A 13,852-nucleotide genomic window follows, 5' to 3' on the forward strand; every position below is an offset into this window, starting at 1 on the left:
GCCCGGTTAACCTCGCGCGAGTTGTTCTGGCCCTTGGTGCGAATCCCATCAATGATGGCGCGATCTTCATCGCTCAAGTGCAGTTCGGTCTGACGCATGATTACATCTCCGCATGCCATATGGCCATAACAGGAGTTTAATCATGTTTCGTTATTTATGTGTCGGGATACTAGGCAGCGCTCTCCAGCGCTGCAATGTCGTCTGACAGGTGAATGGGCAGGTAGCACAGTACCTCGATGCCCGTATCTGCAAACACGCTGCGCCGGTCTCGCTCGGCACACAGCTCCCGCATGACTGCGTCTCGCTGTTGCAGCAACAGCAGAATGTGGCCGTGGTACAGCGTTAGCAGGGCGCGTAGAAACATATTAATATCCCGCTCGCCGCGCCGGCCTTTGATGACAAAGGCGGTCAACCCTTTCTCGCAGGCGGCATAGTTCAGCCATGGCCCTTTGGTTACCCATCGGTTGGTGGCAAAAAAGCCCGTCGGCAGGCCCTGTGCATCCATGGAAATGGCCACAATGTGCGCTGGGCCGGGAGGGTATTTGGGATTTCTGCGCGTAAGCCCCAGAGTGTCCGGGTGCACGAACACATGAAAGTGACCGTGCTCTTGAACTGGGCGCTTTTCACTCTCATGCGCATGAAAATAATATTGGGATGCGCTGGCGTTGTCGCGCACATCTTGGTCAGGGTAGTGATCCCACTCACTGAGCACGGCATCGCCCACCACGTGCTGTACGACCTGTGTTCCCCGTGCGCTCAAGTTGCTCATGCTGCCAATCAGTGCTGTTGCGGCACGCAGGCGTGCGGCGTGCGGCAATTCCAGCGTATGCAAGGTGCCTGGCGTGGGCTTGACAAGAAGAGGGATATTCATAAGACAGCATGCGAAGCGGCTGCCACGGCGCAACGCGTGCCGTGGCAAACCGCTAGGGATATTTACTTCTTGGCGGCGCAGCAAGCTGATTTGGCAGCAGCGCAGCCCTTTTTAGCAGCGCAGCAGCCTTTCTTGGCGGTGTTCTTCTTTGCGGCACAGCAGCCCTTCTTGGCACCGCAGCAGCCTTTTTTGCCTGCACAAGCCGACTTGGGTGCGCCTGATGCGGCAGCGCACTGGGCAAAGGCAGGTGCTGCAGATACAGCTGCGGCGGCCACCAAGGATGCACCTACGATGTTTTTCAGGGAAGTAGACAAGGAATTGGATTTCATTGGAATCTCCGGAGATGAGAAAGCGCCTGTAGCCTGGCAAAAAGTGCTTATGTTCAAGCGCTACGACACAAATTCGCCCGGGAATGGTGAAAAGTTACAGTTCGGCAAAAGAAGTAGGTTTGGATGCTCATGCGGGCTTCGCGGTTTTTGACTTACTGCCGACTTCTTTGCGAACGAACTCGATAGCCGTGGCTTACCCGACGCACGGCACTCGTCTGCCGTGGTGGGCACCGCGCTCAACCTGATCAACCAAAGTGAGGTCGTCCTGGCGGGCCATGCACCCTCATGGATCCATGTGACGCTGAACTACTTGGTGCCATATCTCGTAGCCAGCTACAGCGCAGCCAAAAACGAAGTCGGAAGAAGCCAACGAAGCGGTAGCGACCCCAGTGGTCAGCGGTAAACCGTCTCAGCGGCGGACATCGTTCAGGGACCAGTCGTAGTCGAGGAACGAGATGTCGAAGCGCCCGCTGCGGATGCGTTCCCGGCCCGACGGGGAGTCCGACAACAGTCCGGCATGCAGACCTGCAAAGGCCTGCAATGAAGCGATGCCCCGGTCGCCCCGTTTGAAGTCATCGCCGTACCAATCAAAGATACGCGACAGCAGAAGCCGTCCCCCGGCTTCGTCAAACCGATTGCGTGTGCGGTCGGACATGAAGCGGGTCGTCTGTTCATCCAGTTGCGCGTCGAGGCGCGTTGCCAAAAACGCTTCCTCCCGCAACATGGGGCACCCGATGGACGCGCAGTTCACGGCGAAATGCACCCTCGGGTCGTCGTAGACACCACGCTTGCGCAGCATGGCGTGTTCGATGTCGTCGATTGAGACCTTGCCGCCGAGCAAGGGAATCCATTTCGGCTTCCACGGGCTTGACAGCAAGCTGCCCAGGTCCTTGATGGATGTCAAGTCCGGGTACCTGGTCAGAATCAATTCGACTGTGAACGCGTTGTAGGCGTTGATCAGAAACGCCTGACGCTGCGGCACAGAAAATGTCACGAATGCTTGGTCGGTGACGGCCGACAGTGTGGACAAGTAAGCCTTGAGTGTATTTCGATCCGCGGCGAATCCCCCGTAGCGAACCTGCGACGCCTGGCCTCCCCTCAACAGCACCACATGGCGTTTGAGCAAGCCCGACCAGATGAGGTGCGCGTGGTCGAACGTCGCAGCGTGGCTGCGCCCCAGGGGCCAAGCAACCGGGACACACGCAGCGGCGGTGAGCAGGAAGTCGCGTCGCCGGGTGGTCATACCCGCTCCCAGGTGTGATGGCACCCCTTCCCATTGCAGTAGTTTCTTCGGCGCATGGCTACAGGAGCGCTGTTCGCGGTTGAGGGTTGCATCGGAGTTCCTTGACAGTCAATGGGGTGGGGAGTACCCCTCTCTTACGATCCGAAGGGTCGTTCGGTTACAGATGATGCAGAATTCGGGGGTCGACGATGCCCTTGACCGGCACTTGTTGGTACATTCACCGGTCCGTGTAACTAAACCAGCCGCTTCAACGAAATGCCCTTAGAGACAGGTCCCAACGACTTCGAAGCGAGTCTGAAACCGCTCTGGATGCGTGCGCAGCAGGGCGACGAGGCGGCGTACCGTGAGGCGCTGGAGAAGATCGCGTCGCGCATCAGGGGTTTTCTACGGTGGCGCATGCAGTCAATGCCGGATGAGATCGAGGATCTGGTGCAGGAAACGCTTCTGGCGTTGCACCTGCAGCGCGGCACGTTTGATCCAGGTTTGCCGGTCAGCGCCTGGGTCACGGCGATCGCCCGGCACAAGCTGGTCGATCTCTGGAGGCGGCGTGGTCGGCGCGACAACCTGCATGCTGCGCTGGACGATGTTGACGAGTCGCTGATGGCAGCCGAGCCGGTCGAAGAAGGTGCCCAGCGCGATCTCGACAGGCTTCTGCGGGAGTTGCCGGATGTCCAGCGGCAAGCCATCGTGCTGACGAAGATCGAAGGTTTGTCGGTCTCCGAGGCCTCGTTGCGGACCGGCATTTCCGAGTCGGCGATCAAGGTTCAGGTGCACAGGGGGTTGAAGCGGCTTGCGCAATGGGTGAAGGACACAGGATCATGAAAACACAATTGCTTATCAACATGTTGGCCAAGGGCGCCGGGCCTGCACCTCGGGCGCCGGTGCTGCAGCGCATGGCCCCGGCGGTGGCGCTGGGGTTGTTCATCAGCGCCCTGTTCGCCCTGATGAGCATGGGGGCTATCCCTGCAGCCATGTACGAGACGCCAGCGCCCTGGATGAAACTGATCTACGGAGCCAGCCTGGCGCTGGCTGCGGGCTGGTCGACGGCCCGACTCTCACGCCCGGTGGCGCGCACGCAGTGGCCATTGCGGGCAGTTCTGACTGTCTTTGCAACGATGCTGGCCCTGGGTGCGCTCACGCTGGTGACCAGCGCGCCAGATCAGCGCATGGCGGCATTGCTCGGGGAAACCTGGCTCACCTGCCCCAGAGACGTGGTGGTGCTGTCGCTGCCGGCGCTGGCTGGAGCCCTCTGGGCAGTGCGCGGCCTGGCGCCCACCCAACTCAGGGCTGCCGGCTTCAACGCAGGTTTGATGGCCGGTGCGCTGGGTGCCATGGGTTACGCCTTGGTGTGCCCCGAAGTATCGGCCGCGTTCGTGGCGGTCTGGTATTCACTCGGCATCCTGCTCACAGGCTTGCTGGGCGCTTTCCTTGGGCCTCGACTGCTCAGGTGGTGAGGCCGCTGTGGCCCCGACATTTTTTTGGCGTGATGTAACCGGTTGGGGATCGCGGACGATTAGAGAAGGTCACACGCCCTTCAATCATGTATACACCCCATGCACGCCACCCTGCTCATCGGCACCGACTTTCCTGCCATCCAGCGCCAAAGCCTGAGCACGCTGCAAGTCAATCTGGGCTACCGCTGCAACCAGTCCTGTCTGCATTGCCATGTCAATGCCGGTCCTACCCGCAAGGAAATGATGGACGGAGACACGGTGGATATGGCGATCGAGGTTCTGCAGGCGCGGCGCATTTCCACATTGGACCTCACCGGCGGCGCACCGGAACTCAGCGACCATTTCAGGCGGCTGGTGGTAGCCGCCCGAGCTCTGGGCATTGAGGTGATTGATCGCTGCAACCTGACCATCCTCCGCGAGCCCGGTCAGGGCGACCTGGCCACCTTCCTGGCCGAACAGGGTGTGCAGGTGGTGGCCTCCATGCCCTGTTACTCCCCGGCCAACGTGGACCGCCAGCGAGGCGATGGCGTGTTCGATCTCAGCATCACCGGATTGCAGCAACTCAACGCCCTGGGTTACGGGGTGGAAGGAAGCGGGCTCTCGCTGGATTTGGTCTACAACCCCCAGGGGGCGTCACTTCCCCCGCCTCAGGGTGCGCTAGAGGCCGATTACAAACGCGAGTTGCTCCAGCATTTCGGCATCCGCTTTAACCACCTCTTTGCGCTGACCAACATGCCCGTGCAGCGTTTCGGAAGCACCCTGGTATCCAAAGGCACTTTCGGCAGCTACATGCAACTGCTTCGCAATGCTTTCCAAGCCGAAAATCTGGACACGGTGATGTGCCGCGCCATGATCAGTGTGGACTGGCAGGGCGACCTTTACGATTGTGATTTCAACCAGATGCTGGGGTTGCCGGCCCGACTGGGCAAGGTGTACCGTCCGCATCTTCGGGACCTGCTTCAGGCAGACCCCCAAAGGCGAATCGATCCGGATCGCCGACCACTGCTACGGTTGCACCGCGGGACAAGGCAGCAGTTGTGGCGGTGCGCTGAAGCCCGCCGCGCCGCAGGAGGCGGTGCTGAAGTTCGCCCCGGCCGGCGTGCTCTGATGCGGTTCGCGCGCAAGCCGATGCTTTGGATCGCCGCTTCAAACTGGGGCAGCTATCCGACCCTTTCCTCCCACTCCTCATAAAAGAAATCTCGCATGAACCGCTCCCGCCGCCACCTCCTGACCTGCGCCACTGGCACGGCCGCCGCCCTCGCCCTCCCCATGATGGCCCGGGCGCAGGGTGCACCGCTGAAGTTTGGCGTCGGCATGTTCCAGCCTGACCGCGAGAAGAACGACGCCACCTACCGGCCGTTGGCGCAGCACCTGTCGCAACGGCTGGGCCGCCCGGTCGAACTGCGCACGGTGGACAGCTGGGAGGGCCTGGCCAAAAGCCTGGCCAATGGGGAAACCGATATTGCCTTGATGGGACCGTGGGGCTACGTGCTGGCCAACCACTTTGCCAACGCGCAAGTGGTGTCCACCATCCTCTACCAGGGCAAGCCGGAATACTTTGCGATGATCGTCACGCACCCGGATTCTGGTTTGAACAGCATCCAGGACCTGACCGGCCCCAAGGGCAAGGGACGCAGCTTCGCGTTTGGCGACAAGGGCTCAACCTCGGGTTACCTGATCCCCCGGCACTTCTTCATGCAGCAGGGCATCGACCCCGAAAAGCACTTCGGCCGGGTGGTTTACACCAAGCACCAGGCGATTCAGACCCAGGTAACCGCTGGGCAGATCGACGCCGGCGCCGACTACAACCGCAACCGTACCGCGATGATCGACCAGGGGTTGATTCGCGCCGACCGCAGCAAGATCATCTGGGAGTCTTCGCCGCTGCCCAATGACGCCGTGGCCGTCAACGAGGCGCTGTTCAAGGACAAGGCCTTCGTGCGACGGCTGCGAGCCGCGCTGGTCGAGGTGGGGCCGCTGCTCAAGGCACAGGCCACACTGCTGCCCGCCAACTACACCGGCTTCGTCGACACCGATAACACCTTCTACAAGCCGATCCGCGACGCTGGCCTGGCCACCGGTACGCTGGCCGCCAGGTGAGCGGGCGTTGAGTGCGGTGCTGACATCGGCAAGCGCCCCGGCGGCACGCGGGCGCCTCGGCTTCCTGGCGCTGGCTGCGGTGTACGCCGCCCTGGTGCTGGGCTGCCTGTGGACGTTGGCGGCGGCTGGCGACCTGTCCCTCGGGCGCAACCCCTGGGACAACCTCCTGAAATCCGTGGCCGACTTTTCGCGGCCAAGCTTTCTTGACGTGTGGTTTGGCCCCGAGCGCCTGGAGTATCGCAGCGACGACGGCACGGTGCTGCGCGTGGAAAACCGCCGCGAGGTGGAGGCGAACTTTCTCGCCGGTTTGGCCCGCGCCACCTGGACCACCTTCCAGATCGCGACGCTGGGCTCCTTATTGGCGGCGGTGCTGGCCCTTCCGTTATCCATGGCCGTGGCGCGCAACCTGCGCGCACCGCGCCCGGTTGCATGGGCGGCCAAGGGCGTGCTTGACGTGGCGCGCTCCATCCACACGCTGGTGTTCGGGCTGGTGCTGGTCGGCATCGTTGGACTCGGCCCGACCGCCGGCATCTTGGCAATTGCGCTGCACTCGATGGGCACCTACGGCAAGCTGTTCGGCGAGAGCATCGAGGCGCTCGACATGGGCTCGATTGATGCCGTGCGAGCGACCGGGGCGTCCCCGGCGCAGGTTTTCTTCCACGGTGTCTGGCCGTCGGTGCTGCCGCAGTTCGTCAGCCACCACCTGTACGTGTGGGAGTTCAACATCCGCGACTCGACCATCCTGGGCCTGATCGGCGCCGGCGGCCTCGGGCTGCTGATCAGCGAGGCAGTGAGCCTGTTCCAGTGGAGCCGGCTGGCGACGATCCTGCTGGTGGTGGTGGCGCTGGTGATGGCCTTCGACACCCTGTCGCGCCGCATCCGGAAGGCGCTGCAGTGAGCAGTTCGATGCCGCTGCCGCAAAACGACGGCCCCCTCGCGGTCCTGCTCGAACAGGTGCGGGTGGAGGTCGCCGGCCGTACGTTGCTGAGCGTGCCGAGACTGGAGGTGCGGCACGGCGAGCGCGTGGCCATCGTCGGCCCGAACGGTGCCGGCAAAAGCACGTTGCTGCGGCTGCTGGCCGGCCTGATGGATGCCACAGCCGGCGAGGTCCGCGTGCTCGGGCGTCCGGCGCATGACCTGGCGCGGCAGGAGATCGGTCTGCTGATGCAGGGCTTGCACCTGGTGCCACGGCTCAGCGCCCGCGAAAACGTCATCATCGGCGCACTGGCGCGGCTGCATGGCACCGACGCCTGGCGCAGCTGGCTGCGCCTGTACCCCCCGGCGCTGGTGCGCGAGGCCGACCTGGCGCTGGCGGCGCTTGCGCTGGGCGAGCGGGCCGACATGCGGGCCGATCGCCTGTCGGGCGGTGAACGGCAGAAAGTCGCGCTGGCGCGCCTGCAATTGCAACGGCCACGGCTGGTGCTTGCCGACGAGCCGACTTCGGCGCTGGACCCGAGCGCCACGCGCCAGGTCTGCGACGCGCTGCGGGCGCTCGCCGAGCCGGCAGGCCGCACGCTCGTGAGTGTGGTCCACGACCCCGAACTGCTGCCCCTGCTGGCCACACGCGTGATCGGCATCGCCGCTGGCGAGCTACAGTGGGACGTGGCCATCGGCGACTTGAACCCCGACCGGCTGCAGCAGCTGTACCGGTCGCGCTCCGGCGCATCCGGTAAAGGCCCGCGCACCAGCGGCGCGCTGCATGCTGGCACCCGACCCATAAACCTGGTCCCATCACCCCACTTCAGGAGATCGACATGACCCCTATTCGCATGAGCTCGCTGCTTGCAACACTGGCCTTGCTGGCCGGCTGTGGTGCCATGGGTCGGCACCACCCCGGCATGCAGGGTGCGCACGGCCTGGTGGCCGTGAAAAGCCCGCACAGCCAGACCGAGACGTTGAGCCGCCTGGAAGCCCAGGTGCGCCTGCGGTCTCTCAACGTCGTGGCGCGCATTGACCACGCGGCGGCGGCCCAGCGCATCGACCAGACGCTGCGCCCCAACGAGGTGGTGATCTTCGGCAACCCGCAGGCCGGCACGCCGCTGATGCAGTGCGCGCCCACCGTCGGCATCGACCTGCCGATGAAGGCCCTGGTCTGGACTGACGCTGCGGGGCAGGTCTGGCTCGGCTACAACGATCCAGTGTGGCTGGTGCACCGGCACGGCGTTTCTGACTGCCCCGCCGCCGGGAACGTGCGCAAGGCACTCGCCGCGGTGGCCGAAGCGACGGTAGGGCGATGAACGCCCGGCTCGACCCATCGGCGGCCGCGTCCCAAGGCGACGCGCCGGGACGCAGTTGCCCGCTGCACTACCGATACGCGCCCGAGTCGTTCGCGCGCCCGGCCGACGTGCCCTCCGCTGACGTGCTTTACGTGGTGGGGGGCCTCTACGGCAACGAGCTTGCACTGGACCGCGTGCTGGAACTGTTCTCGGCCGAACGCGGGCGCGCCAGGCTGGTCTTCAACGGCGACTTTCACTGGTTCGATACCGATCCCGAGGTCTTCGCGCGGGTGCAGCGCCAGGTGCTGGCCCACACCGCCCTGCGCGGCAACGTGGAAACCGAACTGGCCGCCGAGCCCGCAGGCGAGGACGACGACGCCGGTTGCGGCTGCGCCTACCCCGATTGGGTCGGCGATGCCGTGGTGGAGCGCTCCAATCGCATCCTGCGGTGCCTGCGCGCGGCTGCCACGCCCACCCAGCGCGCCGAACTGGCCGCCCTGCCGATGACGCTGCGCACCGATGTCGGCGACTTCAAGCTCGGCATCGTGCATGGCGACGCGCAGTCTCTGGCCGGCTGGGGCTTCGCCCAGGAACACCTTCGCGAGGCCCCGCACCGCGACACGGTGCGGGGCTGGTTTGAGCAGGCCAGGGTCGATGCGTTCGCCAGCACCCACACCTGCCTGCCGGTATTCCAGCGCCTGAGCAATGCGGGCGGCGCATCGACGCGATGGGTCTTCAACAACGGTGCGGCCGGCATGCCCAACTTCAACGGTGACGCCGCCGGTCTGCTGACCCGCATCGCCCTGGACTCTTTCGACGGCCCGCAGCGCCGCTTCGGCGTGCGTCAGGGCCAGGTCTTCATCGACGCGATCGCCATCGAAACCGATGCCGCCGCGGCGCAGGCCCGCTTCCTGCGCCAATGGGCCGAAGGCAGCGACGCGCACGCGTCCTATTTCCAGCGTATCGCCCACGGCCCCAGCTACCGTGTCAACGAAGCCATCCGGCTCGAGGAGTGAACGACATGCTGGCCATCCCTGGAGGCATCGAAATCCATGACCTGAACGGCCTGGACATCGAGGAGCGCATCAGCGCCGACAGCGGCATGGGCTGGATGATGGGTGGGCTCTTGGTGATCGTGTTGCAGGACCTGAAGATCGCCGGGCTGATCAATTACCTGCGCCGGTGAAACCATGTCGCGCACTGCCCATGTCCCTCTGGCCTCCACCGCCCCGGCTGGGCCGCAGGTCGGCAAGCGGGCGTTGCTCGTGCTGGGGCTGGCGGGCGCCACGGGTCTGGCGATCAGCCAGTCCGCGAGTCGGCCGGATCCGGCCCGGTTCAACGGCTTCGACCTGTCGGGTGCCCTGATCCCGGTGGACGCCATCGAACGCGGCGGGCCGCCGCGCGACGGCATCCCGGCCATCGACACGCCGCGCTTCGTGCCGGCGTCGCGCAGTTCGCTGCGCGACGCCGATCGGGTCCTGGGGCTGAGCCACAAGGGCGTGGTCCGCGCCTACCCGGTGCGCATCCTGAACTGGCACGAGGTGGTGAACGACCAGCCCGCCGGCGATGTCATCGCGGTGACGTATTGCCCCCTGTGCGGAACCGGCATGGCCTTCGACGCCAGATTGCAGAGTCCTGCGGGGGCGCGTGAGCTGTCGTTCGGTATCTCGGGCTTGCTCTTCAACAGCGACGTGCTGCTGTACGACCGCGGGACCCAGTCCCTCTGGTCGCAGCTGCGTCAGCAGGCGATTTCGGGGCCACTGAAGGGCACTCAGCTGAAGGCGGTGCCGCTCGAGCACACCACCTGGAGCGATTGGCGACGCCGCTTTCCTGCCACCGAGGTGCTTTCTTTCGCGACCGGCTTTGCGCGCGACTATGGCCGCGACCCTTACGCCGGTTACGAGAACGTGAATCGGCTGATGTTCCAGGTGCAGCACCACGACGCGCGGCTGGGGCTGAAGGAGTGGGTGCTCGGGCTCTCCGTCGGCACCGCGCGCAAGGCCTACCCGTTCAGCACGCTAGCCGCCCGGGTGGGCAAGGACGGCGTGCTGGAGGACCGCCTCGGTGGTCAGGTGGTGCGCATCCGCTACGACGCGCAACACCGCACCGCACGTGCCGAGGACGGCGCAGGCAAGCCCCTGCCGTCCGTGCTGGTGTTCTGGTTCGCCTGGGTGGCGTTCCATCCTCAGACCGAGTTGCTGACATGAAAGTCCACCCCCGAAGCGCCTGCGGCGCCCGGAGCCGCGGCTCTTAGCCCCTCAAGGGGGGCGAATACCGCGGCTCCAGATCGACCTGCGCAGATCTGGACGGGTCGAGCGGTGTCTGCCTCTGGCAGACACGCGGCCTCCTGCAAGGCCCACCAGCGGCCCGGCAAAGCCGGTACTGCGGTGACTGGCGCCCGGGCCTTGCGGTTTCATGCGCCGCAGGTGGCGCGTAACGCCATGGGAAACCGGGATGGAGGTCGGAACGTCCCTGCGTGACATGGGTGCGTTCGAGTGAACTGACACTCACGCGATCCGCAGCGCTCGATCCACTGACAGCCTGGCCGCGCCTCGACCCGCCAGATACGCCAGCAGCGCCGCCCAGGACAGGTGCGTAGCCCAGGCATCCGGGTACACGAACACCTGGATCACCAGCGTCATCCCGAGCAAGCCCAGGGCCGCGAGCCGCGTGCCCAGGCCGAGCACCAGCAGCAGCGGCAGCAGGTGTTCGGCATACGCGGCAAGGTGCGCAGCCAGCTCGGGGGACAGCACGGGCAGCTTGTACTCAGTACGAAATAATTCGATGGCGCCGGGCGTCACCTGAAGCAGCCCCTCCACCTTGGTGCGGCCAGACTGGAAGAAGATCGCCGCTACCGAAAGGCGAGCCGCCAGCGCCAGCGCGTCATGCGGCACCAGCCGGGCGAGCAGCCCGGCGGCGGCGTTCCAGCGCCGGCGCCAATCGTGAGGGGCCGTGTCGGCAGGGGAATCGGTCGGCGGGTCTAGGGGCGAAGTTGTCATCGGAACTGTCCAGGTAAATGGGCAGAAGCACTGGTGAATGTGCCGGCGAGCAGCAGCTCGCCAAGCAATGCTGCCAGGTCGGTTTCGGGGTCGGTCTGCAGGGCGGCTGTCGCAGCGGCAGCTACCGTTTCTCCGCCCGCACAGGCGTCCAGAAAGGCGCAACGGGCCTGTGACAAGGGCTGCCAGCGCACGGCACCGGCCGGGCGCACCAGCAACAGGCCTTCGGCCTGCCACGGCAGTTCCTCGCCTTCGTTTTCCTGGGTGCGGCTGCGCGACCAGAGCGTGGGCACCGGCTGGTGCGCAAACCACGCCCAACGCGCGGACGGGTGTGGCTGCAGCACCTGCGCGGCCAGTTGCTCCGGGCTGAACTGCGCAAGCACCGCAGCATCGAGCGCAGGCGCATCCGTCGCGGTATGCGATGCCCGCCACAACACGTCGAGCTGGGCCACACCTTCCAGGTATTCCAGCTGCGCCGCCGTGGGAATGCCCGCCAGGAAAGCGGGGAAGTCTGCGTCACCGTAGCGCAACAGGCAGGCATCGGTGGGCGGGTATTCCAGCGCGAAAGTGCGGGCAGCGTCGCGAAACCACGCCTGACCGACGAGCCGTGCGACGGCCGGGAAATTCCCTTCCAGCGCGTCAACGCAGCCCTTGATGACCGTGTTGCGGTACACCGAGAACGCCGGCTGTTCGGCCAACGCGCGCAGTGCCGTGCTGTCCGGTGCCACGGCCCCTAGCAACACACGCACGAGTTCCGCTTGCGTGGTCATGCAGCCGTGGTCTCAATCAATGGCACGCGCTGTGTTCCGGCCTCCAGGACGGTCTGCGCCAGCTCGCGCTCGGCCATCAGTTCTGCGAAGGCCGGCACGTTGCCATCGCGCTCGATGAGGCTGGGCCGTGGCCCGGCGCGCTGCACGAAGTGTTCAAAGAGCTGCCACACCGCAGGCGCGACTGGCGCATCGTGAGAGTCGATCAGCAAGGCGGCGCCCAGCGCCGGGTCGCTGCTGTGCCCGGCCAGGTGCAGCTGGCTCACCAGATCGGCCGGCACGCGATCAATCCATGCCGCTGCGTCATAACCCAAATTGTTGGCCGACAGGTAGACGTTGTTCAGGTCCAGCAGCAGCGTGCAGCCTGTGCGCTCGGCGAGCTCCACGATGAAGTCGATCTCGTCCCATTCGTGCGCCAAGGCGAGGTAGTGCGACGGGTTCTCGACTGCGATCGGCCGGCCCAGGGCCTCCTGGGTTTGTTCAATGCGGTCGCACAGCCGGTGCAGCGTCGCAGTGGTGCGTTCGAACGGCAGCAGGTCCGGCAGATAGTGCCCGCCGGCGCGAGACCAGGCCAGGTGCTCCGACACCAGCGATGGCTCCAGGCGCCGCACCAGTCCGGCCAGCGCCTTCAGGTGCGCCGCGTCGAGCGGATCCTCCCCGGCCAGCGACAGTGACACACCATGCAGGGATAGCGGGTGCTGCTCCCGTATGGCGTCCATCCATGCCAGCCGCGGCCCGCCAGCGACCAGGTAGTTCTCGGCGTGCACCTCGAACCACAAGCCAGTCGCGCGCGTCTGCAAGGCCTCTTCGAAATGCTCTGGCTTGAGGCCAAGGCCGGCGGCAAGCATGGCTGGTTTAGGCCTTGATAACGCTGAGCGAGCCGGTTCCTTTGGGCGTCTTGATCGTCGCGCAGGTGCCGGCCGGCACGTTTTTCCAGGCGTTGCCCTGGTGGTCCACCTTGGAGGTGCCAGCGCAGGTGGTGCCGGGGCCGGCAGCGCAGTCGTTCTTGCCGGCCAGGGATACGCCGTAGCACTTCTCCATGGCGTGGGCCTTAGCAACAGGGGCGTTGTTCTGTGCCAGCGCGGCACCGGAGAGGAGCGCGCTCAGAGCCAGCGCGGACAGGGCGATATTGCGAGTGATCATGTGAGTTCCTTCAAGGGTTGCGGGACGACCCGGCGGTTGCCGCAGTCTTTTGGTAGTCGGCCCAGCACGGCCGCCGGTTACACCCACGCGCCACTTTGCGCAAAAAATTTATCGCGCGAGCGCAAGAACAAAGGACCGATCCTGATGGAACCATTCCACAATCTCCATTGACTGACTCTGGAGCATCAGGAGCTGTACGCATGACCATCAACACCTCTCGCCGCCAGGCACTGGCAATTTCCGCAGCAATGGCGTTCCACCTCGCCAGCCCGAGGGCGTTCGCGACAAGCGCGCAGAAGCACTCACTTTCCGGCTTCGACTTATCGGGTAAACCAGTACATCTTCAGGATTTTTCCGGAAAGGTGGTGATGGTCTCTTTCGTCACCGGAGATTGCGCAGTATGCGCCGGCGAACTAAGACTGATGCGGGAGTTCTACAGCGCCAATCAGTCGCGCGGTTTCGTACAACTGGCCGTCTCGCTTGATCGGCGACCGCGGGACTACCGGCAACTCGCAGAGTTCATGATCACGGGTGCACCGGCTCCGCAAAGATTTCCAATGGTGTGGCGGCTCCACGCGAACCATCAGGACAGCTTCGGCCCGATGTCCCGAACGCCCACACACGTGATACTGGATCGGCAAGCAACCGAGTTCCGCCGCCGTGAAGGAGGTATGCAGTCTGGCGATTGGGACGAATTGTGGAGTCTGATGGGATGAAATTGAAATATTGAACG

19 protein-coding genes and 1 pseudogene are annotated in these 13,852 nt (G+C 64.8%); 14 read left to right on the forward strand and 6 right to left on the reverse strand.

Going from position 1 to position 13,852, the window contains the following annotated elements:
- Nucleotides 1-169 precede the first annotated feature (169 nt).
- Entirely contained in the window at nt 170-832 is a 663-nt protein-coding gene (locus ACESMT_RS12950; RefSeq protein ID WP_372827010.1) for a hypothetical protein, read from the reverse strand.
- A gap of 75 nt (nt 833-907) precedes the next feature.
- Here ACESMT_RS12950 and ACESMT_RS12955 point away from each other — a divergent pair, with 75 nt between their 5' ends.
- The gene (locus tag ACESMT_RS12955; protein ID WP_372827011.1) at nt 908-1,351 is read left to right on the forward strand and encodes a hypothetical protein; all 444 of its coding nucleotides are present in this window, start codon (nt 908-910) and stop codon (nt 1,349-1,351) included.
- Between the two features lie 72 nt (nt 1,352-1,423).
- Nucleotides 1,424-1,603, forward strand: a complete 180-nt coding sequence (locus ACESMT_RS12960; protein ID WP_372827012.1) for a hypothetical protein — start codon at nt 1,424-1,426, stop codon at nt 1,601-1,603.
- A 6-nt stretch (nt 1,604-1,609) separates the two neighbouring features.
- Here ACESMT_RS12960 and ACESMT_RS12965 read toward each other — a convergent pair whose 3' ends face one another.
- Nucleotides 1,610-2,443, reverse strand: coding sequence for a DUF547 domain-containing protein (locus ACESMT_RS12965; RefSeq protein ID WP_372827013.1), 834 nt, complete (start codon nt 2,441-2,443; stop codon nt 1,610-1,612).
- Nucleotides 2,444-2,752: 309 nt separating this feature from the next.
- Between ACESMT_RS12965 and ACESMT_RS12970 the strand changes: the two genes are divergently transcribed.
- The 11 genes and pseudogenes from ACESMT_RS12970 to ACESMT_RS13020 all read left to right on the forward strand — a co-directional run bounded on the left by ACESMT_RS12970 (nt 2,753) and on the right by ACESMT_RS13020 (nt 10,420).
- Nucleotides 2,753-3,265, forward strand: a complete 513-nt coding sequence (locus ACESMT_RS12970) for a sigma-70 family RNA polymerase sigma factor (protein WP_372827014.1) — start codon at nt 2,753-2,755, stop codon at nt 3,263-3,265.
- Complete coding sequence (locus ACESMT_RS12975; protein ID WP_372827016.1) at nt 3,262-3,897, forward strand: DUF1109 domain-containing protein; 636 nt, start codon at nt 3,262-3,264, stop codon at nt 3,895-3,897. Before ACESMT_RS12970 ends, ACESMT_RS12975 begins: the two co-directional genes overlap by 4 nt.
- Before the next feature lie 99 nt (nt 3,898-3,996).
- Nucleotides 3,997-4,812, forward strand: a pseudogene (arsS, locus tag ACESMT_RS12980) (arsenosugar biosynthesis radical SAM (seleno)protein ArsS); the annotation flags it as partial.
- Nucleotides 4,784-5,005: a DUF3641 domain-containing protein gene (locus ACESMT_RS12985; RefSeq protein ID WP_372827063.1), complete on the forward strand. Its 222-nt coding sequence runs from the start codon at nt 4,784-4,786 to the stop codon at nt 5,003-5,005. The pseudogene arsS and the gene ACESMT_RS12985, both read left to right, overlap by 29 nt.
- A 95-nt stretch (nt 5,006-5,100) precedes the next feature.
- Nucleotides 5,101-5,997: a phosphate/phosphite/phosphonate ABC transporter substrate-binding protein gene (locus ACESMT_RS12990; protein ID WP_372827017.1), complete on the forward strand. Its 897-nt coding sequence runs from the start codon at nt 5,101-5,103 to the stop codon at nt 5,995-5,997.
- Nucleotides 5,998-6,013: 16 nt separating this feature from the next.
- Nucleotides 6,014-6,895: a phosphonate ABC transporter, permease protein PhnE gene (gene phnE / locus ACESMT_RS12995; RefSeq protein WP_372827064.1), complete on the forward strand. Its 882-nt coding sequence runs from the start codon at nt 6,014-6,016 to the stop codon at nt 6,893-6,895.
- A gap of 92 nt (nt 6,896-6,987) precedes the next feature.
- Nucleotides 6,988-7,755: a phosphonate ABC transporter ATP-binding protein gene (locus ACESMT_RS13000; protein WP_372827018.1), complete on the forward strand. Its 768-nt coding sequence runs from the start codon at nt 6,988-6,990 to the stop codon at nt 7,753-7,755.
- Entirely contained in the window at nt 7,752-8,234 is a 483-nt protein-coding gene (locus tag ACESMT_RS13005) for a DUF302 domain-containing protein (protein WP_372827019.1), read from the forward strand. The genes ACESMT_RS13000 and ACESMT_RS13005 overlap by 4 nt, the downstream gene beginning before the upstream one ends.
- Nucleotides 8,231-9,229 carry a metallophosphoesterase gene (locus ACESMT_RS13010; RefSeq protein ID WP_372827020.1) on the forward strand — a complete coding sequence of 333 codons (999 nt, stop codon included), beginning with the start codon at nt 8,231-8,233 and terminating at the stop codon, nt 9,227-9,229. The genes ACESMT_RS13005 and ACESMT_RS13010 overlap by 4 nt, the downstream gene beginning before the upstream one ends.
- 5 nt (nt 9,230-9,234) lie before the next feature.
- Entirely contained in the window at nt 9,235-9,399 is a 165-nt protein-coding gene (locus tag ACESMT_RS13015; protein ID WP_372827021.1) for a hypothetical protein, read from the forward strand.
- 4 nt (nt 9,400-9,403) lie between these two features.
- Nucleotides 9,404-10,420 carry a DUF3179 domain-containing protein gene (locus tag ACESMT_RS13020; protein WP_372827022.1) on the forward strand — a complete coding sequence of 339 codons (1,017 nt, stop codon included), beginning with the start codon at nt 9,404-9,406 and terminating at the stop codon, nt 10,418-10,420.
- Between the two features lie 300 nt (nt 10,421-10,720).
- On the opposite strand, the gene ACESMT_RS13025 is transcribed toward ACESMT_RS13020, so the two are convergent.
- Genes ACESMT_RS13025 through ACESMT_RS13040 form a run of 4 tightly spaced genes read right to left on the reverse strand, consistent with a single transcriptional unit; the run spans nt 10,721 to nt 13,119 of the window.
- Nucleotides 10,721-11,212, reverse strand: a complete 492-nt coding sequence (locus ACESMT_RS13025; RefSeq protein WP_372827023.1) for a DoxX family protein — start codon at nt 11,210-11,212, stop codon at nt 10,721-10,723.
- A complete protein-coding gene (locus tag ACESMT_RS13030; protein ID WP_372827024.1) occupies nt 11,209-11,979 on the reverse strand; it encodes a putative DNA-binding domain-containing protein in 771 nt (256 codons plus the stop codon). The genes ACESMT_RS13025 and ACESMT_RS13030 overlap by 4 nt, the downstream gene beginning before the upstream one ends.
- Nucleotides 11,976-12,824 carry a DUF692 domain-containing protein gene (locus ACESMT_RS13035; protein ID WP_372827025.1) on the reverse strand — a complete coding sequence of 283 codons (849 nt, stop codon included), beginning with the start codon at nt 12,822-12,824 and terminating at the stop codon, nt 11,976-11,978. The genes ACESMT_RS13030 and ACESMT_RS13035 overlap by 4 nt, the downstream gene beginning before the upstream one ends.
- A 7-nt stretch (nt 12,825-12,831) precedes the next feature.
- A complete protein-coding gene (locus tag ACESMT_RS13040) occupies nt 12,832-13,119 on the reverse strand; it encodes a DUF2282 domain-containing protein (protein WP_372827026.1) in 288 nt (95 codons plus the stop codon).
- Nucleotides 13,120-13,319: 200 nt separating this feature from the next.
- Here ACESMT_RS13040 and ACESMT_RS13045 point away from each other — a divergent pair, with 200 nt between their 5' ends.
- Entirely contained in the window at nt 13,320-13,835 is a 516-nt protein-coding gene (locus tag ACESMT_RS13045) for a peroxiredoxin family protein (RefSeq protein ID WP_372827027.1), read from the forward strand.
- Nucleotides 13,836-13,852: the final 17 nt, after the last annotated feature.

Origin of the sequence: Polaromonas sp. (genome assembly GCF_041689105.1) — a bacterium.
In the GTDB taxonomy this organism is placed as follows: domain Bacteria; phylum Pseudomonadota; class Gammaproteobacteria; order Burkholderiales; family Burkholderiaceae_C; genus Polaromonas.

Coding starts and splice junctions, on each gene's coding strand:
- ACESMT_RS13005 (WP_372827019.1), top strand. CDS start 7,752: ATGACCCCTATTCGCATGAGCTCGCTGCTTGCAACACTGGCCTTGCTG.
- ACESMT_RS12965 (WP_372827013.1), bottom strand. CDS start 2,443: ATGACCACCCGGCGACGCGACTTCCTGCTCACCGCCGCTGCGTGTGTC.
- ACESMT_RS12990 (WP_372827017.1), top strand. CDS start 5,101: ATGAACCGCTCCCGCCGCCACCTCCTGACCTGCGCCACTGGCACGGCC.
- ACESMT_RS13010 (WP_372827020.1), top strand. CDS start 8,231: ATGAACGCCCGGCTCGACCCATCGGCGGCCGCGTCCCAAGGCGACGCG.
- ACESMT_RS13030 (WP_372827024.1), bottom strand. CDS start 11,979: ATGACCACGCAAGCGGAACTCGTGCGTGTGTTGCTAGGGGCCGTGGCA.
- ACESMT_RS13020 (WP_372827022.1), top strand. CDS start 9,404: ATGTCGCGCACTGCCCATGTCCCTCTGGCCTCCACCGCCCCGGCTGGG.
- ACESMT_RS13040 (WP_372827026.1), bottom strand. CDS start 13,119: ATGATCACTCGCAATATCGCCCTGTCCGCGCTGGCTCTGAGCGCGCTC.
- ACESMT_RS13035 (WP_372827025.1), bottom strand. CDS start 12,824: ATGCTTGCCGCCGGCCTTGGCCTCAAGCCAGAGCATTTCGAAGAGGCC.
- ACESMT_RS12975 (WP_372827016.1), top strand. CDS start 3,262: ATGAAAACACAATTGCTTATCAACATGTTGGCCAAGGGCGCCGGGCCT.
- ACESMT_RS13015 (WP_372827021.1), top strand. CDS start 9,235: ATGCTGGCCATCCCTGGAGGCATCGAAATCCATGACCTGAACGGCCTG.
- ACESMT_RS13025 (WP_372827023.1), bottom strand. CDS start 11,212: ATGACAACTTCGCCCCTAGACCCGCCGACCGATTCCCCTGCCGACACG.
- ACESMT_RS13045 (WP_372827027.1), top strand. CDS start 13,320: ATGACCATCAACACCTCTCGCCGCCAGGCACTGGCAATTTCCGCAGCA.
- ACESMT_RS12970 (WP_372827014.1), top strand. CDS start 2,753: ATGCGTGCGCAGCAGGGCGACGAGGCGGCGTACCGTGAGGCGCTGGAG.